Origin of the sequence: Ferdinandcohnia jepli (assembly GCF_047246645.1) — a bacterium.
Taxonomy (GTDB): Bacteria; Bacillota; Bacilli; order Bacillales; family Bacillaceae_L; genus Ferdinandcohnia.
This window is the reverse complement of the sequence record NZ_JBFOKR010000011.1, coordinates 120505-135962: the sequence shown is the minus strand read 5'-3', so window position 1 is coordinate 135962 and position 15458 is coordinate 120505. Positions and strand designations below refer to the sequence as shown.

17 protein-coding genes are annotated in these 15458 nt (G+C 35.6%); 11 read left to right on the top strand and 6 right to left on the bottom strand.

Translation table 11 applies throughout. The annotated features are described in order from the left end of the window. Positions 1-119 precede the first annotated feature (119 nt). Positions 120-743, bottom strand: coding sequence for a 3'-5' exonuclease KapD (gene kapD, locus AB3M96_RS13475; RefSeq protein ID WP_412968137.1), 624 nt, complete (start codon positions 741-743; stop codon positions 120-122). A 331-nt stretch (positions 744-1074) separates the two neighbouring features. On the opposite strand from kapD, the gene AB3M96_RS13470 reads away from it, so the two are divergent. Beyond that, a complete protein-coding gene (locus tag AB3M96_RS13470; protein WP_412968186.1) occupies positions 1075-2256 on the top strand; it encodes an MFS transporter in 1182 nt (393 codons plus the stop codon). Between the two features lie 207 nt (positions 2257-2463). Then, positions 2464-4329: a transglycosylase domain-containing protein gene (locus AB3M96_RS13465; protein WP_412968136.1), complete on the top strand. Its 1866-nt coding sequence runs from the start codon at positions 2464-2466 to the stop codon at positions 4327-4329. 14 nt (positions 4330-4343) lie between these two features. Here AB3M96_RS13465 and AB3M96_RS13460 read toward each other — a convergent pair whose 3' ends face one another. After that, positions 4344-4901 (bottom strand): DUF5366 family protein, encoded by a 558-nt coding sequence (locus tag AB3M96_RS13460; RefSeq protein ID WP_412968135.1) that lies wholly within the window; start codon positions 4899-4901, stop codon positions 4344-4346. A 144-nt stretch (positions 4902-5045) separates the two neighbouring features. On the opposite strand from AB3M96_RS13460, the gene AB3M96_RS13455 reads away from it, so the two are divergent. Beyond that, positions 5046-5606, top strand: coding sequence for a hypothetical protein (locus AB3M96_RS13455; RefSeq protein ID WP_412968134.1), 561 nt, complete (start codon positions 5046-5048; stop codon positions 5604-5606). 95 nt (positions 5607-5701) lie between these two features. Here the strand turns inward: AB3M96_RS13455 and AB3M96_RS13450 are convergent, their stop codons facing one another. Next, a complete protein-coding gene (locus tag AB3M96_RS13450; protein ID WP_412968133.1) occupies positions 5702-5923 on the bottom strand; it encodes a hypothetical protein in 222 nt (73 codons plus the stop codon). A 202-nt stretch (positions 5924-6125) separates the two neighbouring features. Between AB3M96_RS13450 and AB3M96_RS13445 the strand changes: the two genes are divergently transcribed. The 7 genes from AB3M96_RS13445 to mnhG are packed head-to-tail and all read left to right on the top strand — an operon-like array spanning position 6126 to position 11883. Beyond that, positions 6126-8531, top strand: coding sequence for a Na+/H+ antiporter subunit A (locus AB3M96_RS13445; protein ID WP_412968132.1), 2406 nt, complete (start codon positions 6126-6128; stop codon positions 8529-8531). Beyond that, positions 8528-8950, top strand: a complete 423-nt coding sequence (locus AB3M96_RS13440) for a Na(+)/H(+) antiporter subunit B (protein WP_412968131.1) — start codon at positions 8528-8530, stop codon at positions 8948-8950. Before AB3M96_RS13445 ends, AB3M96_RS13440 begins: the two co-directional genes overlap by 4 nt. Then, complete coding sequence (locus AB3M96_RS13435) at positions 8950-9294, top strand: Na(+)/H(+) antiporter subunit C (protein WP_412968130.1); 345 nt, start codon at positions 8950-8952, stop codon at positions 9292-9294. Before AB3M96_RS13440 ends, AB3M96_RS13435 begins: the two co-directional genes overlap by 1 nt. Next, positions 9287-10768: a Na+/H+ antiporter subunit D gene (locus AB3M96_RS13430; RefSeq protein ID WP_412968129.1), complete on the top strand. Its 1482-nt coding sequence runs from the start codon at positions 9287-9289 to the stop codon at positions 10766-10768. Before AB3M96_RS13435 ends, AB3M96_RS13430 begins: the two co-directional genes overlap by 8 nt. A gap of 5 nt (positions 10769-10773) precedes the next feature. Continuing rightward, complete coding sequence (locus AB3M96_RS13425) at positions 10774-11250, top strand: Na+/H+ antiporter subunit E (protein WP_412968128.1); 477 nt, start codon at positions 10774-10776, stop codon at positions 11248-11250. Next, positions 11250-11534, top strand: coding sequence for a Na(+)/H(+) antiporter subunit F1 (locus AB3M96_RS13420; protein ID WP_412968127.1), 285 nt, complete (start codon positions 11250-11252; stop codon positions 11532-11534). Before AB3M96_RS13425 ends, AB3M96_RS13420 begins: the two co-directional genes overlap by 1 nt. Beyond that, positions 11518-11883, top strand: coding sequence for a monovalent cation/H(+) antiporter subunit G (gene mnhG, locus AB3M96_RS13415; protein WP_412968185.1), 366 nt, complete (start codon positions 11518-11520; stop codon positions 11881-11883). Before AB3M96_RS13420 ends, mnhG begins: the two co-directional genes overlap by 17 nt. Positions 11884-11925: 42 nt before the next feature. Here the strand turns inward: mnhG and AB3M96_RS13410 are convergent, their stop codons facing one another. The 3 genes from AB3M96_RS13410 to AB3M96_RS13400 all read right to left on the bottom strand — a co-directional run bounded on the left by AB3M96_RS13410 (position 11926) and on the right by AB3M96_RS13400 (position 14276). Next, on the bottom strand, positions 11926-12312 hold the full coding sequence (locus AB3M96_RS13410) for a hotdog fold thioesterase (RefSeq protein ID WP_412968126.1): 387 nt from the start codon (positions 12310-12312) through the stop codon (positions 11926-11928). A 219-nt stretch (positions 12313-12531) separates the two neighbouring features. Next, positions 12532-13605, bottom strand: a complete 1074-nt coding sequence (locus AB3M96_RS13405; protein WP_412968125.1) for a PQQ-dependent sugar dehydrogenase — start codon at positions 13603-13605, stop codon at positions 12532-12534. A 68-nt stretch (positions 13606-13673) separates the two neighbouring features. After that, the gene (locus AB3M96_RS13400; RefSeq protein WP_412968124.1) at positions 13674-14276 is read right to left on the bottom strand and encodes a DedA family protein; all 603 of its coding nucleotides are present in this window, start codon (positions 14274-14276) and stop codon (positions 13674-13676) included. Between the two features lie 287 nt (positions 14277-14563). Between AB3M96_RS13400 and AB3M96_RS13395 the strand changes: the two genes are divergently transcribed. Beyond that, positions 14564-15418: an SDR family oxidoreductase gene (locus AB3M96_RS13395; RefSeq protein ID WP_412968123.1), complete on the top strand. Its 855-nt coding sequence runs from the start codon at positions 14564-14566 to the stop codon at positions 15416-15418. Positions 15419-15458: the final 40 nt, after the last annotated feature.

The window sequence follows — 15458 nt, the reverse complement described above, 5'->3', positions numbered from 1 at the left end:
TCCCTCCTATCGTTTAGGATATCCTAACGAGATGCGATTATTGTTGAAATGAATTGTAAAATGTTTACTATTAGTTTACAATATAAAAACCAATTCACACGTAAAAGTGAATTGGTTTTTTATAAGGCGAATTTATTTAATACTTTTGAAAAGTCGACTCTGTCACCAATAGTTGTTGGTTCTGGTTTTGCTAAATAACGCTTGTCATTCTCCACGAGTTTAAAAATATTAAAGGTTGTCAGGGCATCATCCAGTGCACAATGATGTTTACCGGTTCCTTCTTTCCCATATTCTTGAACCGCTTTCCAGAGACCAGTTTGATTTTGGTCACCAAAGAAACGTTTGTATTCCATTGACAAATCTCTTTGTTTTCCTTTAAAGGGAAATGGAAGGCCTACACTTTGACAGTTATGTCTGAGTACCTTCATATCCATATTTCCCCATGTAACAATTGTACTAGGGGACAAACCTTCATACTTCGATAGCTTCCTCACTAAGTCATAAAATGAAATGCCACCATTTACTTGCTCTTGGGATATATTTAGAAAAGATTTACATCTTTCTGTTAAAGTAGGAAATTTCGTTGGCTTAACGAATGATGAATATTGATCAGTTATCTTTTGATTAACAACAGATACAAGACCAACTTCGATAATTTCGGGGTAAAAGCCGTGTGGGTTATATTTTCCCTCAGGCATAGTAAATTCAAAGTCTATAAACAAGTATTGATGTTTTTCATCCACTCCCTTTACCTCCTTTTTCCTTTATACTATTCAAAATAGACGAACTCGTTTGCTATATTATATCACGGTTTTTGTTATTTTTCAGAATATATTTATAAATATATTATATTACTTTAACTTAATCCAGTATAAGTTCTTAAAACACTTTAAGAGTGTCCTTCATTATTAATGTGAATAGGTTTTTACCTACAATGCAGCTACTACTTAATGAGTATTATTAAAGAGGTAAGATTGATTAAATTGGCATTATATTCTATAATATTTAGGAAAACGAAATATTCGAGTTAAGAAGGTGTTTACCATTAATACAGCTAAGCGGAATCTTACGATTATGTGGTTTGCTAATTTTTTTGTAGCAGCCAGCGCAACTATGATTATGCCTTTCTTATCCCTGTATATTGAAACGTTTGGAGATTTTTCTGAGAGTTATGTACAACGGTGGGCAGGATTAGTCTTTGCAGCAGCGTTTGTTACAGCTTTTTTTATTTCTCCACTTTGGGGACGTTTCGGAGATAGAAATGGTTATAAAAAGATATTATTAATTACAGGTACAGGGATTGCCGTAAGTATTTTTTTAATGGGATATGTTACGTCTGTTGAGCAATTATTTTTCCTTCGCCTCTTTATGGGGGCAGTAACTGGTTTTATTCCTACATCTCTTGCCCTCATATCATCACAAACACCTAAAGAAATTGCAGGTAAGACCTTAGGAACTCTTCAAATGGGAAATGTTTCAGGAAGTTTATTCGGCCCACTACTAGGAGGCATATTGGCTGATGCAGTTGGATTTCAATATACTTTTGTTCTAACTGCGGTCGTAATATTACTCTCAGTGCTTTTAGTAGCAGTCGGAATTAAAGAAGTTAAACCAAATGAACAAAACTCCACAAAGAAAAAATATAGCCGCAAAGAAGTGTTAATCCATATCTTCAAAAATCCAGTTTTACTAACAGTAATGTTTATTTCTTTCTTGATTCAAGCAGCGAACTTTAGTGTTCAGCCTTTACTTGCACTATATGTAACGCAATTAAGTGACAGTACGAACATTGTATTTTTAGCTGGCATGGCGTTTTCTGCTACCGGATTCGGAAATCTACTGTTCACTAGACAATGGGGGAAATTCGGGGATCGAATCGGCCACGAAAAAATTCTTACTGTACTAATGATTGCTGCGTCAATTTTATTTATTCCTCAAGCCTTGGTAACAGAACTATGGCAGCTAGTATTAGTTCGGTTTTTATTCGGAATGGCAGTCGGTGGCTTGATTCCCTGCATGACAGCTTATATACGTCAAGTCGCTCCCCTTTCTATGCAAGGTGAGGTTCAGGGATACAATGTTAGCTTCCGGTTCTTAGGTAATGTTGTAGGACCTGTAACAGGTGGAATCTTAAGTGGCTTTTTTGGAATCTCATCTGTTTTCTTTGTAACAAGTGCTCTCTTTTTACTAGGAGCAGGAGTTCTCTGGTTAAGTATCGTCCGCTTCACTGAGAAATCTGAACAACGTGCAGCGTAAAGTAACTCGGGGAGGGTTTATACTTTACAATAGCTCATCCAACATTTGAAAATGTAATACTCAACATCATTTTCTTCTTATTGTTGTAATACGGAAGTTTACTTTCACCACAAACAGATGGCTATTCCATCTGTTTTTTTATTTGTCCACTTTAGACTAGATTCGATTATAATGAAACAAGAGATTTTTATAGAGATGAGTGTTTTTATGAGAGCAGCAACGGGTTATACAATTATTTTTGGAGTTTTCATCTTATTTATTTTTGCTTTATTTCAAACCAATAGTGAATGGAAAAAAGCAGAAAGCTTACCTACATTGTTAGATAAAAAAATTCCACTTGAGAAGATTAGTTTAAAACAAACAAGTTTTATAACAGATTATCAGGGCAATATCATTTCCGAAATGCATCATAATGAAAATAGAAAAGTGTTAGCTAGTAATGCAATTCCGCAAATAGTAAAGGATATCTTCATTACAGTGGAAGACCAGCATTTTTATGATCATATTGGTTTTGATATTACTGGGATTGGAAGAGCAGCACTCATAAACCTTCAAAGTGATTCAATTGAACAGGGAGGTAGTACCCTTACTCAGCAACTTGCCAGAAATTTATTTTTAACAAACGAAAAAACATACAATCGTAAATTAAGTGAATTAATGTATTCCTACCAGCTTGAAAGAAAGCTTAGTAAAGATGAAATTTTAGCTCTATACATAAATACAGTTTATTTTCAAAATGGAGCATATGGAATTGAAACTGCATCGCAAACTTATTTTAATCAATCTATAAAGGAAGCTACCCTAGGTGAAATAGCGTTCTTATGTGCAATTCCTAATAATCCATCAGTCTATAATCCAGTAACAAACTACGAAAATACTAAAAAGCGTCAGGAACGCATTTTAAAAAACATGCTGGACGTAAAAAAAATTACAACTGATGAGTATAACACTGCTATGAACGAGCAAATCACTCTTAACATGTCACAAAAGCTTGACATGTACCCTGATTATACAACCTATATACTAGAAGAATTAACAGATATAATAGGAGAATCAGAGGGTTATAGCGAACAAATAGCTAATACAACAACATTAGAAGATAGAAAAAAGATACAAAATGAATTAGATAAAAAGGTAAAAGAAGTCCTACAGTCTGGAATAATGATTGAAACAGCTCTACATCCAACTATACAAGAGACTGCGTCAAACGCATTATATAATCACTTACCATATTCAGATGTACAGGGCTCTGTGGTTGTCATTGACCATACTTCAAACCAACTTGTTGCTATAATTGGCGGAAAAGATTATGAGAAATACTCATTTCATCGTGGTTTTCAGGCTTATAGACAACCAGGTTCTGCAATAAAACCCTTACTAGTATATGGACCTTATTTTGATCACACTGGAACTTCGGTCTATGAACAAATAAATGCTAATAACTATTGTAAAAACGGTTATTGCCCTAAAAATTACGGAGGTGGACAGTACGGTAATGTTAGCTTACAAACCGCACTTACGTATTCCTATAATACTCCTGCAATCCGATTGATGGAAAAGATGGGAATTGGTACTGCATTTTCTTACCTTGAAAAGTTCGAGTTTGATAAAGTTGTAGAAAGCGATAAGTCACTTCCTGCTGCCATAGGTGGTTTTGCATATGGTATGTCTCCGCTAGAATTGACAAATGCTTATACAACATTTTCAAATCAAGGTGAGTTCATTCGTGCCCGAGGAATTATTCGTGTAGCTGATTTACAAGGTAATACGTTATATGAATGGGAGAAAAAATCTACGTTAGTTTGGAGTGAATCGACTAATAATACAATGAGGTCACTGCTTTCTTCGGTAGTTAAAAATGGTACCGGCAAAGACGCTTATTTCCCTACTGACTATATCGGTGGAAAAACCGGAACCACAAATCAAGTAAAGGATTTATGGTTTATTGGAATGACTGAAACATACACTGCAGGTGTGTGGGTTGGAAATGATGAATCAAAAAGTGTTCGAACAGTAGAAAAAAGAAGACCACAAATTCAGATTTGGAAAGAAATAATGAAAGCAAGCCAATAAAATGGCTTGCTTTATTATATTGGCAGGCTGGCAATAACACTGTTATAAAGTTTGATGCAAATGTAAATAACCGAAGTAAAAAAGGTAAACCATGAAATCGTTTGAAAAAATACTACTCCAATTAACCCGCTTAGTGTCATAGAAGGATATATCTTGTAAACAAAGTAAATAAAGTAACAAAGTGTTGCTACAAAAAACAGGAGGATTAATCCATAAAGAGATTGAACAATTAAGAGAGAAATTACCCCTCCGAGTAAGTAAAAGAAGGAACCTGATTTTATCTTCGCCAAGTTTTTTCCTTCACTATCTTTTGTAAAAAACAAAAGTGACAACTCTAAAAGTGTGTCAGCAATTAATTTCAGTGCTGCAAACATCATAAAATACACTAGAAAAAAGATAAAAAAGATTGCCAGATTAATACCTGTTGGTGACAAGAATTCCTGCATACCTCTATAAATTCCAATTTGTTTTAAAAGCTCTAATATATTTATTTCAGTAAATATAGCAAAGGAAATACTAAATAAGATAATAGAAATAAGTGGAAAATAACTTGTGAAATACGTATTTTTCATATATAAACCTCATTAATCATTTCGTAATCCTAACGTATTTTACCATATTCTATGAATAATATTTGTTATTTTTTTGTCGTAATTCTCTTTTTTCTAAATACACATAGATTATAAGCTAACTTATCTATTAGAAAGAGGGGTTTTATGAAAAAAGGTTTTGTATTTTTAATGTTGGTTCTTGGTCTACTGCTGCTCAACCCATTTTATGTGAGTGCAAATACGGACTTTACTAAGTCTGTAAACGAAAAACTGAAAGAAGTTAATTATTATGATAAGGGTTCAGTAAACGTAGTTGATTCTGTTTCAAAGGAAACAGAAATTGTAAAAGTACTATCAACAGATGATCCAAATACTGAGGAAAATGAAGAAGAAATTGAAACATACACTGCAAATGTTTTTGCTGGTGCAGTGGAATACAAATTAAAAAGAGATAGCATTTTTCACATGAAAAAACATGACTTTTTCATCTTTGATGTAGATAATCAGGAATTTATTTTACTTTCAAATGTCCCTGAAGACAAAGAAATACAAGAATTATATAATTCCTTTATGGAAGATGCTGGTGGTGGCGGCATGACACTTAGTTCAATCTTTTTAGCAACATTTTTACTCTTACTTGCAGTAATTGTTGTACCAATTTTAATTATGATATTTCATAACAAATCAATACCCGCTCCAATGGTACGAAACAATAGCGTGTATTAGGATGAGGATATTTTCTCATCCTATTTTTTTTGAAAATGATTTTAAAAACTTCCTTCCATATGTCTAGTACAACTCTGCAAAGGAAATCTTTTAAATTATCTACCATCAATCCTAATATATTCACGTGGTTTGAACTTTGGAAATACAATTACTTCTTCCGTTTCCTTCGTGTCAATTGTTTGAATTTGATATGGTTTATCTTCATGTCTAGGCTTTTCACCTATATATTCTCTTTTGGTTTGTTCATTTAACCACCATACCCCGATAAACATAAAAGTAAAAATAGCTAGAGCAACAATTATTTTTTTTGTATTCACAAAATCACCTCATGCTACTAGCATTTTATTTCCCTTAAAGTTTTATACAAAAAAAATTTTTTTTGCCCAAAATTAACGCATTTCTACTTATTTAATAACTTCAGGAAAACTTGGTGACACTATGAAGTGGCAAGCATGCAAGTTCTTTTTCTTTGTTATATAATTTTTAATAAGATAGAAAATCGAAATAGGGGGTAGTGTTTTGTCACTTATACATTGGGCCATTTTGTCTCCTTTTTTAATGGCTATAGTAATTCCTTTTTTACGGAAGTATTTGCGTGGGATACATACTGGCTGGTTTGTCCTTGTGTTACCAATCATTCTATTTACATATCTCATTCAGTTTTTAAAGGATACAATGAGCGGCAATCCATTCATCAGTACAGCCAATTGGATGCCATCAATTGGTGTCAATTTCACAGTCTATATTGACGGATTAGGTCTCTTGTTTGCTTTACTAATAACCGGCATAGGAGCCCTAGTTGTCCTTTACTCAATTTATTACCTTTCGAAGGAGAAAGAATCTTTACATAACTTTTATGTTTATCTCCTTTGCTTTATGGGAGCAATGCTAGGCGTTGTACTTTCTGATAATGTAATCGTCCTGTATACATTTTGGGAATTAACAAGCTTATCATCATTTTTATTGATCGGTTATTGGTATCATCGAGAAAAGTCTAGATATGGTGCTCAGAAGTCCATGCTCATCACTGTTTTTGGTGGACTTTCAATGCTTGCCGGCTTTATTTTACTTTCGATTATGACTGATACCTTTAGTGTTAGGGAAATGATTGCACAAGTCGACATTTTACCAACACATGAGTTATTCATTCCAGCAATGCTTTTAATCTTACTCGGGGCATTTACAAAATCTGCTCAGTTTCCCTTCCATATTTGGTTACCTGATGCAATGGAAGCTCCAACACCAGTAAGTGCATATCTTCACTCAGCAACTATGGTAAAAGCAGGAATTTACCTAGTTGCGCGATTAAGTCCTATTTTTGCAGGTTCCAGTGAATGGTTCTGGATCGTTTCCACCTTTGGAATTATTACGTTATTCTGGGGATCATTCAGTGCAGTGAAACAAACAGACTTAAAAGCAATATTAGCCTTCTCTACGATTAGTCAACTTGGGATGATTATGTCCTTGCTTGGAATTGGATCAGCAGCACTTCACTATGAAGAATTAAATGACAATATCTATATGGCTGCAACTGTAGCTGCAATTTTCCACTTAATTAACCATGCAACCTTTAAGGGCAGCTTATTTATGGTAGTCGGTATTGTTGACCATGAGACAGGTACAAGAGATATTCGTAAGCTAGGCGGTTTAATGACGGTCATGCCTGTCACCTTTACCTTAGCAGTAATTGGTTCTTTCTCAATGGCAGGTTTACCACCATTCAATGGATTCCTAAGTAAAGAAATGTTCTTTACAGCAATGGTAAATGCAACAACATTGGATATATTCAATATGCAGACATTGGGAGTACTCTTCCCAGTTCTGGCTTGGATAGCAAGTGTCTTTACGTTTATTTATAGTATGATTCTTGTGTTCAAAACCTTTACTGGAAAATCACAGGTTGAAAAGCTTGATAAGAAACCACATGAAGCGCCAATCGGAATGCTAATTCCTCCGATTATTTTAGCCTCACTAGTAATACTCTTTGGTTTCTTTGCTAATATTTTAGCACCAAGTGTAATTGAGCCAGCGGTAGCCTCTATTCTTCCAAGTTTACTGGAAGATGGGTGGAACTATCATGTTCATATTGATTACTGGCATGGACCTAATATCGAATTGTTTATGACCATTGGTGTGGTCATTGTTGGAACACTGTTATTCCTATCTCTCGCAAAATGGTCCAACATTTATAATGTCTTTTCAAAGCGATTAACATTAAACAATTTATATGACCATGGACTTGTCTCTATGGAGAGAACTGCATTTAAACTAAATCGTTTTTATATGACTGGTGTGGTCCGTGATTACCTAGTGATCATATTTGCCTTCTTCATACTGGCACTCGGTAGTTCACTAATACTAAAAAATGCATTTGCATTCCATCTAACTCACGTTGCACCGGTTAGGATTTACGAGGCAGTACTTGCATTAGTACTTGTTGCAGGGGTAGTTGTCGTTATCTTTGCAAAATCAAGATTAACTTCGATCATCGCGTTAGGAGCGGTGGGCTATACTGTTTCGTTGTTCTTTGTTTTATTCCGTGCTCCAGATTTAGCATTAACTCAGCTAGTTATTGAAACAGTTTCTGTCGCACTATTTCTATTGTGTTTCTATCATCTTCCTGAACTTAGAAAGAAAGAAAAGCCGTTACGTTTCAGAGCAACGAATTTGATCATCTCATTAGGAGTCGGGACAATCGTTACTCTTCTGGCACTTTCAGCAAATAGTAACCGACTATTAGACTCTATTTCGAGCTATTTTGTTGAAAATAGTTACAAGCTTGCTGGTGGAAAAAACATAGTTAACGTTATATTAGTAGACTTCAGGGGCTTTGATACCTTGTTTGAAATTACTGTACTAGGGATTGCGTCCCTCGGTATTTTTACAATGATTAAACTCCGTTTGGCAAGGGGGAAAAATGGATGAAGACAAATGACTTAATCTTACAAACTGCCACAAAGATTATTGTTTTTATCATTCTAGCTTATTCCCTCAATCTATTTTTTGCAGGTCATTACACACCTGGCGGAGGTTTTATTGGAGGATTAATATCAGCTGCAGCAATTGTGTTATTAATGTTGGCGTTTGATTTAAAAACAGTACGAAATTTACTACCTTTTGATTTTAAAAAGGTTACTGCGCTAGGTTTGTTATTTGCGGTAGGAACCGGGATTGGTTCATTCTTTTTCGATGTACCTTTCCTGACTCATACTTTTGGATATTTTGATATCCCGATATTAGGTAAAACTGGTCTTGCTACGGCAGTTCTTTTTGACACAGGTGTGTATTTAGTTTGTGTCGGCATTGCAATGACCATAATCCAGACGATCGGAGAGGATGATTAATGGAGGTCTTAATGTCGGTTGTAATAGGAATACTCTTTACAGCTGCTACCTACTTAATGCTGTCAAAAAGCTTAATTCGAGTAATCGTTGGAACAGGATTACTAAGCCATGGTGCTCATCTGCTTTTACTAACTATGGGCGGTTTAAAACAAGGAGCACCACCATTGCTTGGTGATGAGAATGCTACGGCATTTGTTGATCCACTCCCACAGGCACTAATTCTAACTGCAATTGTAATTAGCTTTGGGGTTACTTCCTTCATGTTGGTACTAGCATACAGATCGTACCAGGAGCTTGGAACGGACAACATGGATCATTTGAGGGGAAATGATAGTAATGAATAATCTTGTGATATTACCAATACTGATTCCACTTCTGACGGGGATTGTTCTCATATTCTTTAATAACAATATAACCGTTCAAAAATGGATAAGTGTTTTGTCAATTGTAGCAACCGTTTTTGCGTCAGGTCTTCTCGTCCAACAAGTATATACAGAAGGAATTCAAATCCTTCAACTTGGAAATTGGGAAGCACCATATGGGATTGTACTTGTAGCTGATTTACTTGCTTCTTTGCTCGTCTTAACAGGAAGCATCGTTGTTCTTGCATGTATCCTCTATTCATTCCGTAACATTGGTCAGGAGCGTGAGAAATTTTATTATTACGCAATCGTTCAATTTTTAACTGTTGGGGTACTTGGAGCATTTTTAACAGGCGATTTATTTAACCTGTTTGTCTTCTTTGAAGTAATGCTTATGTCTTCATACGTGTTGATTGTTCATGGTGGTACTAAAATTCAATTACGAGAATCTATTAAATATATATTAGTGAATGTTATCTCATCTGCATTATTTGTTATTGCAGTTGGGTATATCTACGCAATCACAGGAACTGTCAATATTGCCGATTTATCTAGTAAAATTAGTGAACTTGGACAACCTGGGATCACTACTGTTATTTCAATCTTATTCTTAATTGTTTTTGGACTAAAGGGAGCTATCTTTCCTTTATTTTTCTGGCTGCCTAGTTCTTATCAAGCACCACCCACTCCTATTACAGCGTTATTTGGTGCTTTACTGACCAAGGTAGGAGTATATTCAATCATAAGAACATTTACAATCATCTTTCATCACGATACGGAATTTACGCACACAATAATTGGTATTCTGGCTGGTCTCACAATTGTTGTTGGGGTTATTGGAGCAATTGCCCATTGGGATGTTAAAAAAATTATTATCTATAATATTTTAACAGCGGTTGGAGTCATCTTAATTGGAATCGCAACGTTTACTACAACATCATTGACTGGCTCAATTTTTTATCTTATTCACGACATGATAATTAAAGCTGCACTCTTTTTACTAGTAGGAGCCATGGTTGTCATAAGTGGGACTAGTAATTTAAAGCAGATGGGTGGACTCATTAAAAACCACCCATACTTAGGATGGATGTTCTTTATCGCAACGATTTCCCTTGCCGGAATACCACCTTTCAGCGGTTTTATCGGTAAGTTATTAATTGTTCAGGGTGGTCTACATACAGAGCATTACGTACTAGTGGCAGCAATACTTATCTCCAGTTTACTTGTGCTTTACTCTGTAATGAAGATATTTATAAATGGTTTCTGGGGAGAAGTAAAGCTTAGGAAAGAAGAAGAGAAAGGCAACACACGTGGCCTATTATTTCCAATCGCTCTTCTACTTTCACTCTCAATTGCACTTGGATTTGGTGCTGAGTGGTTCTATCCGTATATTAGTCAAGCGGCGGAAGTTCTAACAGACCCATCACTCTATATCCATGCTGTATTAAAGGAGTAGATCATATGGCAATGCAGTTATTACTTAATATTTTTATCGCGATTACTTGGATGTTTTTGGGCAATTCATATGACTTTGGTTCCTTTTTCGGTGGATATTTAATTGGGTTGCTTCTTATTTTTGTATTACGAAGGTATTTCCCGACTCGCTTCTACCTATGGAATGTATTTGCCCTAGTAAAGTTGTTATTAATTTTTATTAGAGAATTAATTTTATCCAACTATGAAATTTTTAAAGTCATTATTAAACCAAAGTTGGATATTACTCCTGGAATCTTTGCATTACCAACTGAATTAGAAAAAGACTGGGAGATTATGACGCTGGCAAATCTAATTACGCTTACTCCTGGAACGTTAGTAGTTGACATATCGGATGACCGGAAATTGTTATACGTCCATGCAATGGACTTAAAGGATGTTGATGATGCAATTCATTCTATAAAAAATACTTTTGAGAAAGCAATAATGGAGGTGAGCCGATAATGTTTGATACATTACTTCATTTTGCATTATTATTTTTATCGGCTTCAACTGTCGGTTACATCTACCGTGTTGTAAAAGGACCATCAGTACCAGATAGAGTTATAGCGTTAGATGCAATTGGTATTAACCTAATTGGAATCACAGCTATCATTTCGATACTATTACGTTCAAATTCCTTTCTTGAAGTAATTTTATTAATTGCAATCGTTGCCTTTGTTGGGACGGTAGCTTTCTCGAAGTTTCTTGAGAAAGGAGTCGTGATTGAGCGTGAAAGAGACTCTTGAAATCTTATTTGGGATCATCATCTTATTTGGCTCGTTACTTAGTATTCTAAGTGCTATCGGTGTAGTAAGACTTCCTGATGTGTACACAAGAAATCATGCTGCTTCAAAAAGTGCAACACTAGGAGTTCTCTCCATTTTGTTGGGTACGTTTTTGTACTTCTGGGTAATTGAAGGATACATGAATGCTCGAGTAATCTTGGGGATTGTTTTCGTGTTTATGACATCACCAGTTGCAGGACATTTAATTAGTAGGGCTGCCTATAATTCGAAAGTCCCACTTTGGGAGAAAAGTGGCCAGGACGACCTAAAACTAAAAGAACAACCAACGAAGAGAGAAATGAACCAATAGGAAAAGCGAGACAAAATTGTCTCGCTTTTTTCATTTTACATATCATTTTTTCAGCTTAATAATAGCTACAGTACAGCGTGACACACAAATAAGTCTTTCATCTTCATCAACTATTTTAATATCCCACACCATTGTTGTTCTTCCTTTATGTAATGGCGTTCCAATTGCTCTTACAGTTCCTTCGCTTTTGGGCCGGATGTGGTTTGCATTTATTTCTAGACCTGCACAGCCTTCCGTTTCTTGATCAACTAAGTTATACGTTCCAATACTTGCAACTGTCTCTGCTAGCGCAACTGATGCACCACCATGTAGAATCCCAAATGGTTGTCGAGTACGTCCGTCAACAGGCATTGTTGCAACTACACGTTCTTCTGTTACTTCGTCCACTATAATTCCTAGTGCGTCTAGCAATGTGTTCATTTCTTTCATTTTTTCTCCCCCATTTATAATCAAATGCGCCTTGGCGTATTTGCGCCCGATTTTTTTTCGGGCTTGCTCGTAAAATTTCCTTTTAAAAATCGAGGCATCCGCCGAAGGCTTAACTTTATTCAGTCGGAGTTTGAACCCCGACTGAATTGTATACTCTTTTACATTCATGCCCCACTTATAGAAGTAGGGGACTTCTGCTGATTAAAGTTAAATTATGTTTTACTGTCTATCTCCTATCCCTGTAATCGAGAGTAACTTATCATCCCCTTTTTTTGGAGTGCCCCTACCATCCCGATTGTTTGTAATTGTAAAGAGTGTTCCATTCTGGATAAAGACATCTCTCATTCGACTCGTTATATCTAGCATAACGTCAATTTTACCAGTCTTTAAATCATAGCTCCTTATTTTTGAGTCTCTTAAGGTTGCTATATACAATTTTCCGTTAAGTTGTTCAATACCTGATGGAGCCCATGTGTATTCATTTGTATGATAGAGAGGTTTAATCATATTTGGCGCTTCCTCATCTCCTTGGATAAGTGGCCAACCATAATTTTGTCCCGGTTTAATTATGTTTATTTCGTCGTGTGCGCTTTGGCCATGCTCAGTGCTGTATAATGTGCCAGCGTCATCCCACGCCAAACCTTGAGGATTCCTGTGCCCATAGGAATACACATAAGAATTAGTGAATGGATTATCCTGTGGGATAGATCCATCAAGATTAAGTCTGAGTATCTTACCTGCTAGTCCCCTTGGGTCTTGAGCAGAATCAGCTACACCCGCATCCCCAGTAGTTACATATAATTTCATATCGGGGCCAATTCGTAAACGCCCTCCATTATGAATTATACCGCCTGGAATACGGTCTATGTGTACTGCTTTCTCCTCCCAGGTATCTCCAGCTTTTTCAACTAAGATTACTCTATTAAATATTTTATTATTCTCTAAATATGTATGGTATGCATAAGCTAAGCGAGAATCATCAAAATCAGGTGCTAGGGCGAATCCTAATAGTCCCCCTTCCCCCTCATGAAGTACCTCTTTTGTTAGCCTAAGACTTTGTTGTTTTTTACTTCCTGTTGCCTCGTCAATTTCAAAGATTTTCCCAATACGCTGGGTAATATAAAAAGCACCATTTGTTTTCGTAATCGTCCAAGGTATTTGTAAATCCGTTGCAACAATCGTAGGAGTTGATAGTGTTTCTTTTATCGCTTCTCTCTTACCTTGGTCCTCTGTTTCAACTGAGCATCCAACCAATAGAAAAAGAGTAATAATAGCACAATGAATCTTTTTCACTCTCTCACATCCTTTTATCTCAATCTATAAGCATTATCGGTATACTTATCAATCGCTAAACAATTGGATTAATGAGAAAGCTTTCTTACATTACGCATACGCTTAATTTTTATCATTATATATACAACTGCTATACCAACTAGTCCAGCAATCACAATTTCGTAGTATTTAAGGAAAACTGTAATAAATTCATCACCTGCAAAGAATCCAACAGAAAAGATCATTGAAACCCATATAAAAATCGCCGGGTATAATATGGCAGTAAATTTCAAAAACGATAATTTACTGAAACCAAATAAAAACGGAATAATTATTCGAAGGCCTGGCACAAAATAGCTAAAAGCTAAAGCAAATACGTTATGTTTTTCAATAAGCAAACGTGCCCTTTCAAACTTTCGTTGAGACTTACTCCTTTTTTTAATAAACAGAAGAACAGTTTTACCTGCAAAGCGTCCAAGGAAATAGCTAGTTGTTACTGCTGCAAGTATTCCAACATATGTAATGATAAATAATTTCCAAGGTATTAGAACGTTCTCAGAAGCAAAGAAACCAATAGCTGAAACAATTACCTCATTAGGAATTGGAATAGCAAATGCACCAAACCACAACCAAAAATAAAGCCCTATATAGCCTAGTTCCCTAACAATGCTTACCACATCATTAATACCCAACGGTTATCCCAACCTTCATTTTAAGTGAGCTTACATTAAAACCTCAATCAGTTCCTCCTACTGATGATTAGGTAAGGAACGCAGGAAGCGGCGAATATAGTTTTATGTTCCTATTCTCGCAGTGTTTACACCTTTTACAATCAAATAGATTTTGTTTCAAATTACGCTTTGAGGTATTACTCTTCCTTTATTATAAATATAATTGGATATAAATAGAAATTATTTTTTTTCAGTTAATTCTGGTATCTCACTCGTTATAACCTTAAAATTAATGTGGGGGGATAAATGTGGAGAGACCAGTTGTCATTATTACAGGAGCTTCAAGTGGATTCGGGCTATTGGCCACGATTGAATTCGTCAGAAGAGGATACTTTGTTATAGCAACAATGAGAGACCTCAATAAAAAGGAAAAAGTCTTAGAACTTTTAAAGTCGGATGATCTTAAGCAATACATACAGTTTTTAGAAGTAGACGTTACGAAAGCATTAACACTTAATGTACTCAAATCTGAACTGCAAAAAATTGGCCGGGTTGATATATTAATAAACAATGCAGGATTTGCTACCGGTGGATTCTCCGAAGAAGTATCCCTACCTGAATTTAAAGCTCAATTTGAGACTAATTTCTTTGGCGTTATAGAAGTTACCAAAGTCGTATTACCCTTTATGAGAGAACGTCAAAGTGGAAAAATAATAAATATTAGCAGTATTAGTGGTCAAATTGGTTTTCCTGGACTTTCACCTTATGTTGCATCAAAGTATGCTTTAGAAGGCTGGAGCGAATGTCTACGTTTGGAAGTGAATCCATTTGGTATTGACGTAGCCCTAGTAGAACCAGGGTCTTACCAGACGAATATTTGGAGTAGCGGTAAAAAAATTGCCGAAAAGTCTTTATTATCTTCTTCACCTTACCAAGCTATGATGAAAAGAATCGAATTAAAGCTCGAGAAAGACAGTACTAAATATGGGAATCCTCTAGATGTCGTACATTTAATCGTAAAGATTGCCAATGAACCAAGGCTATATAAGTTACGTTTTCCAGTCGGAAAAGGTGTAAAGAATAGCATCCTTCTTAAACAATTACTTCCATGGAAAGTTTGGGAAAAGATTGTTTTTCGTACATTAGGATTGAGAAGGAATTGATAGATGCTATTGCTGAGACTCTCAGAAGATTGTTCTCTAA

Coding starts and splice junctions, on each gene's coding strand:
- AB3M96_RS13430 (WP_412968129.1), top strand. CDS start 9,287: ATGAATAATCTTGTGATATTACCAATACTGATTCCACTTCTGACGGGG.
- AB3M96_RS13460 (WP_412968135.1), bottom strand. CDS start 4,901: ATGAAAAATACGTATTTCACAAGTTATTTTCCACTTATTTCTATTATC.
- AB3M96_RS13435 (WP_412968130.1), top strand. CDS start 8,950: ATGGAGGTCTTAATGTCGGTTGTAATAGGAATACTCTTTACAGCTGCT.
- AB3M96_RS13455 (WP_412968134.1), top strand. CDS start 5,046: ATGAAAAAAGGTTTTGTATTTTTAATGTTGGTTCTTGGTCTACTGCTG.
- AB3M96_RS13440 (WP_412968131.1), top strand. CDS start 8,528: ATGAAGACAAATGACTTAATCTTACAAACTGCCACAAAGATTATTGTT.
- AB3M96_RS13465 (WP_412968136.1), top strand. CDS start 2,464: ATGAGAGCAGCAACGGGTTATACAATTATTTTTGGAGTTTTCATCTTA.
- AB3M96_RS13420 (WP_412968127.1), top strand. CDS start 11,250: ATGTTTGATACATTACTTCATTTTGCATTATTATTTTTATCGGCTTCA.
- AB3M96_RS13425 (WP_412968128.1), top strand. CDS start 10,774: ATGGCAATGCAGTTATTACTTAATATTTTTATCGCGATTACTTGGATG.
- AB3M96_RS13470 (WP_412968186.1), top strand. CDS start 1,075: ATGTGGTTTGCTAATTTTTTTGTAGCAGCCAGCGCAACTATGATTATG.
- AB3M96_RS13410 (WP_412968126.1), bottom strand. CDS start 12,312: ATGAAAGAAATGAACACATTGCTAGACGCACTAGGAATTATAGTGGAC.